This is a genomic window from Nonomuraea longispora (assembly GCF_004348345.1).
Taxonomy (GTDB): domain Bacteria; phylum Actinomycetota; class Actinomycetes; order Streptosporangiales; family Streptosporangiaceae; genus Nonomuraea; species Nonomuraea longispora.
In genome coordinates this window covers 1-1,067 of sequence record NZ_SMJZ01000440.1, presented here as the reverse complement: position 1 = coordinate 1,067, position 1,067 = coordinate 1, and the positions used below count along the sequence as shown (strand labels likewise).

Sequence of the window (1,067 nt, the reverse complement as noted above, 5' to 3'; positions counted from 1 at the left end):
TACAGAGGATGAAAGTTCGGGGTGTCATGTCGATCTCGGGTCCGTGATCAGGCCGGTGTGTGCCAGGAAGGCGTCCAGGAGGTCGGGGCGGTACTGCATCTGCTTGAGCCGGCTGCGGATGACCGCGGCGAGGTCGTCGAGGGTGCAGGGGGCCAGATTGCCCAGCCCGCGTTTGAGGTGCGACCACACGATCTCCACGGGATTGAGTTCGGGCGCGTAGGTCGGTAAGTAGAACACCGTCAACCACGGGCGCGTGTCGATCAGGCTGCGCATCAGGGCGTCGACATGGGTATTGATATTGTCCCAGATCAGCACGATCGGCCCGCCGAGCTGCTGGTGGGCGGCGTCCAACAGGCGGGCGTAGTCGGTCTCGTTAAACCCTTTGCGTTCGTTCTTACGACGCCGGTAGATCATCATGCGGTAGATCAGCCGGGTCCGCTGCCCCGGCTTGAGGCAGATCATCCCGGCCAGGTTGACGCGCCCGGAGCCTTTGCCGGAGACAGTGACGGTGGGGGTGCATCCACAGCGGGACCAGGTACGGGCCTTCGGCGGCCTCAGCGATTGTCCTGCTTCGTCGGCGAAGCAGATCCACGCGTCCTGATCCCGCGCCGTTGTTCCGCCAGCGGCCAGGTGTCCTTCACCCAAGTGGCGATCGCCTCTTCGTCGCGTTCGGCGGCGCGGCGCTGGGGAACCTGCGGGCTCCAGCCCAGCCGATGCAGCAGGTAAGAGATCCCGCGCGGGGTGTAGAAGACGTGGAACAGCTGGCCGACCAGGACGGTGACCCGCGCCAGGGTCCACCGCTGATCCTCGGTCCATCCCCACACGGCCGGACCGGCGTCCAAGGCGGCCTCCAACCGCTCCACCTGCGCGGTGTTCAGCCGGCAATGCCGCCCGCCCGGCCCCTTCGACACCAGCGCCTCGGCTCCTGCCGTGCGCCAGGCCTGGTGCCAGACATAGGCCGACTTGCGTGAGACCCGCAGCTTCTTGGCCACCACAGGCGGCGACATGCCCGCCGCGAACAGCCCGGCAGCCTCCAAGCGGACCTGTTCACGCTTGGCTCGCGCCGC

General features: G+C 67.1%; 2 protein-coding genes. Both read right to left on the bottom strand.

Annotation, left to right across the window (positions count from 1 at the left end; genetic code table 11):
* Positions 1-24: 24 nt before the first annotated feature.
* Entirely contained in the window at positions 25-645 is a 621-nt protein-coding gene (locus E1267_RS43830) for a transposase (protein WP_132342234.1), read from the bottom strand.
* The coding region (locus E1267_RS43825; RefSeq protein WP_220449970.1) for a winged helix-turn-helix domain-containing protein at positions 555-1,067 on the bottom strand (513 nt) is incomplete at its 5' end. The genes E1267_RS43825 and E1267_RS43830, both read right to left, overlap by 91 nt.